This is a genomic window from uncultured Brachyspira sp. (assembly GCF_944393015.1).
GTDB lineage: Bacteria > Spirochaetota > Brachyspiria > Brachyspirales > Brachyspiraceae > Brachyspira.
Window position 1 is genome coordinate 1 of record NZ_CALXYQ010000094.1, and the last position, 4,200, is coordinate 4,200.

The window sequence follows — 4,200 nt, forward strand, 5'->3', positions numbered from 1 at the left end:
TTTTACTAATAATTTCTACTATCTTTTTTTTCTGTTGTGTATTATACTGTTTCATAGGTATTCCTTTTGGTTTATTTATAGCAATTATAAATTATAAGGAATACCATCTTTTTTTTAAACTAAAAGTGTGCAATATCTATGGCTCTTAAACATTATAATAGTTATTTAGTTATTGAAAATAATATTTTTTATTATAAACTTATAAACGGTAACTTTGTATTTTTTCTATATATTCTATTGTCTTTGGTGTAACATACGGTTACACCTTTTTTATTTATTTTATATTAACTTATTTATTTTTTATAAAGTATAGACAAAAAAATAAATAAGGAATAAAAAATGGAAGAAATAAAGAAAAATAAAACTAAAGATATAATGGAATTAATATTACCACATAATAAAAGTAAAAAAGTGTCATTAGGATTTTATTATTATAAAAATATTATTGATGAAATGAAAGAATATGCTCATAATTATAAGATGTCATTAGGAGAATATATAGAGGAGATACATAATACATGCAAAAATATAAAAAATATATCTAAATTAAAAATGGAAGAAAATACAGAAAAAATTACTTGGGGAGTTTTAGTAGAAAAAAATAATTTTGAGGATATTAGGAATTATGCTAAAAAATATAAAATGAGAATTGGAGAATATATAGGATATATACATAAATTATATATTTACAATATAAAATAAAAAAGGAGGCTGAAACCTTTATAGTTCCAGCCTTTTGACAAGCATCCATTCAGTACAAAATAAATAAAAAACTTTATCTTACTAAAAAGAAATGCTATTTCAATATAAAGATTTTTATTATGGCTTTTGATTTATATATATAATAAAAAATATTAGGGATTATTAATTATTTATCACCTTCGAACTTTGACTGATAACTTTTAAATCCAGCAAGTCCAAGCAAACCACCCATTAAAAATGGAAGAGCTTCTCCAAGCCTAACATCTTTAGAAAAAACTAAGAAAGCTATACAAACAAGCATAATAGCTGAACCTAATAAACTTATTAAACGCATACTAGAAAGATGGCCAGTCTTGGAACAAGATATTAAATCTTTTAATGCCTTCATAATAAGTCCTATGAAATTACAGCTATAAAAAACATAACGCAGCCATAAGTTAATTTAATGAAATAATATATTGATGTTTTTTCTTTAATGAGAGCTTTTAATCTCTCTTTGAATGTTCCTTCTTTCTCATTCATAAACTTGTTATAGTATTTTACTATTTCAATGAAAGTGAAAAACACCATAGCACCTATTAAAAATATTAATATTAACTTAAACATATTTTTTATGTCTCCTTTTAGTTTATTATTAATTTTATGCAATAATTGATTTTTTATAGCTATTAACTATAAAAAATCAATTCATAACATCAAGGGTATAGTTTTTATCAGGTGTAAGATTAAAAGTTATTGTTTCTCCTAACTCTATATCTGTATCATCTTGATATCTTATAAATAGAAGATAAGAAGGAGCTTCTAATTTATCTGAATCTGTTTTTACAAAAGCAAATTTTAATGGCTTTCCTGAACTTGAAGTTATACCATCTGTATTTTTAAAATCAAAATAAGATATATTTGATAAATTAAAGTAATTTTCTATAATGGGACTGTAGAAAGCTATTAGATAACCTACATCTCCCTCTTTTCTAATATATTGCCCTTTTAATTTTACTGTATTATTTTCTTGTTCTAATCTAAGGTGATAAAAATTGATTTTCTTTTGAATATTCATAAAACCATAAGAACTTGCAAATATATTAGTATCCTGATTTTTTAATACTCTATTTTTTATATTAAGAGTTAATAGGCATATAGTATCTGGAGCAATCTCTTCTAAAGTCTCATTTTTTATAACTAAAGTATTCATAGAATTGATACCATTAGTTATTCTAAATCTAGATTTAATTTGTAATGGTTTCGTTTCTATTAAATCAAAATTAATATTACCTTCTTTATCAATTGGAGGATTTTCTTGCAATTCTTTTAGATTAGTTATGGATTCCCAAACTATTTCACCTTCTAATGAATCATAATAAGTTTCTTCAGTATCAGATACCGTTTTAAAAAATTGATTAATGATACTATAAAGTTCATATAAATTAGTATCTTTTTGATATAGATATAAAAGCATCTCTGATTGAAAATGAAGAACTGATTTAAAAATAATAAAATAATTATCATCTATTTTTTTTATAGTTATTGTTTGTTTTTCACCTGCTATAAAATCTATGGTTTCAGGTATTTCTACTTTAAACTTTGGAAAATCATAAATAGGTTTTTCTTCTGGTTCTGTTGGTATTTCTGGTTCAGTAGGCTCTGTAAATTCTGAATCAAAATCTCCGTTATATGAATCGCTTAACGCTTCTATAGCATCTTGCACAGTTTCTATTACTTTTTCTTTTACTTCTACTTCTGCATTTTTATCAGGAGTCAAATTGAAAGTTATTATTTCATTTTCCACTATATTTGAACCGTCCTGATTTGCTATCTTTAAATATTCATTATTATATCTAATAAATCCAAACTTTTTCGCTTTTCCTGAAGTGGAAGTAATACCGCTTGTATTTACTAAGTTGTTTTCATTATCAATGATATTAAAATACTTTTCTAATATTGGGCTGTAGCATATTAATGATGAAGCATTATTGATGTATCTATATGCCCCAACAAATTTTACTTTATTTCCATATCTTATTAATTCTAATCTAAAGAAAGGTTCTTGAAAATTATTGCTAAAAAATATATTTCTGTCTAACTTATTTAATACCCTATTCTTTATATTAAAATAAATATTATAATTCCCTTCCTTCATTGTTTTATTATTTTCATTAACTATAGGATATTCATTAGGGATTACAATAAACATTAATATTTTATTATAAATTGTAATATATAATTCATAATCTTTTTCTCCAATCCGAGATATTATAGTTTCTTCTCCATCTTTTTTCTCACTTTCAGATATTAAAAACTCTTCTTTATGCAGTTTAGAAGTTGTCATATTATCTACAGTAAAAAATTGAGAAAGTACAGCGTGCATTGATGCTATAGTATGAAATCCATTAATATATCCAACAAGCCCTCCAAATCCAGTGTTACAATGATAATTAGATAATGTAGATATAGATTTAAATCTATATGTTCCATCATATTGTTTTTCTATAACTGCAGAATGTGGTTGCTCTCTTTTTTCATTAAAAAATATTATATGATATTCTTCTCCTATATCTAATTTAAACTTCGGAAAGTTATATTTTATATATTTAAGCTGAGCATTTTGATTATCAAAGTATATACTAGATGCATTAAGAGAATTATTTGTTATTATTTTATCTAATATATCTTTTAATTCTTTAATATTGGATACAGGAGCTTCATTAGGTTTTCCGCCTTTTAACTTTTCTATATTTGCTATTGTCTGATTATGATCCTCAGCAAATACAATTTCACCATCCTGCAGGGCTGGCACTTCTTTATAGTTTTCAGGTTTTTCTAAAGACATAATAAAGCTCCTGCTTTTAAGATTTTATTTATACAAATAGTAATTACTAGAAACTTGCACATTATACCAGAGCTGCCACTCTCCAATTTTTATAATACTTTCTTGATATCTTTTCATTAAATCTTGTCTGTTTGTAACAGGTTTTATAATAAATATGTCTGGAGGTGTGGATAGAGGTATTTTTACATATTTTACCTGAGCCTGACATGAAGTTAATATTATTAAAGTACTTATAAAAATTATTAGATATATTATTAAATGTTTCATGCTCTTTCCTTGTCAGTAATTCTTTATCTATATTTTTTATCATAACACTAGAATTACTAAAGCTGTTTTGAAGCTTTTCATTTTCTTTAATAAACAGTATCTCATTTTGAAGCGTTTGAGCCTGAAGTTCTAAGCCCTTAATATCTTCCTGATACTGTGCAATCTCTTTTTCTTTTTTATGTATTTCACTGTCTTTAGCAGCTATTAATACTATAAAAATAGAAACTATTAAAACCATTATGACTGCTATAATGATTTTCTTGTTTATTTTGGATAAAAATCCTGTTATTATTGGTATCATATATACTCCTATTATATTTTTTAATCTTTTTTATTTAGTAAAATAAAGAACAGCTTTTATTATTGCTATGCTCAAAAAAGCCTATAAGTAAATCGATAATAAA

The 4,200-nt window shown here is 24.3% G+C and carries 5 protein-coding genes; 1 reads left to right on the forward strand and 4 read right to left on the reverse strand.

What is annotated here, in order from left to right; translation table 11 throughout:
- Nucleotides 1-339 precede the first annotated feature (339 nt).
- Nucleotides 340-702 carry a hypothetical protein gene (locus Q0K19_RS14930; protein ID WP_297249354.1) on the forward strand — a complete coding sequence of 121 codons (363 nt, stop codon included), beginning with the start codon at nt 340-342 and terminating at the stop codon, nt 700-702.
- 166 nt (nt 703-868) lie between these two features.
- Here the strand turns inward: Q0K19_RS14930 and Q0K19_RS14935 are convergent, their stop codons facing one another.
- From Q0K19_RS14935 to Q0K19_RS14950, 4 genes are all read right to left on the reverse strand, one after another.
- Nucleotides 869-1,036 (reverse strand): hypothetical protein, encoded by a 168-nt coding sequence (locus tag Q0K19_RS14935; RefSeq protein WP_297249357.1) that lies wholly within the window; start codon nt 1,034-1,036, stop codon nt 869-871.
- Between the two features lie 62 nt (nt 1,037-1,098).
- A complete protein-coding gene (locus tag Q0K19_RS14940) occupies nt 1,099-1,308 on the reverse strand; it encodes a hypothetical protein (protein ID WP_297249360.1) in 210 nt (69 codons plus the stop codon).
- 76 nt (nt 1,309-1,384) lie between these two features.
- A complete protein-coding gene (locus tag Q0K19_RS14945) occupies nt 1,385-3,529 on the reverse strand; it encodes a hypothetical protein (RefSeq protein WP_297249362.1) in 2,145 nt (714 codons plus the stop codon).
- A gap of 61 nt (nt 3,530-3,590) precedes the next feature.
- Nucleotides 3,591-4,097 carry a hypothetical protein gene (locus Q0K19_RS14950; RefSeq protein WP_297249364.1) on the reverse strand — a complete coding sequence of 169 codons (507 nt, stop codon included), beginning with the start codon at nt 4,095-4,097 and terminating at the stop codon, nt 3,591-3,593.
- Between the last annotated feature and the right edge of the window lie 103 nt (nt 4,098-4,200).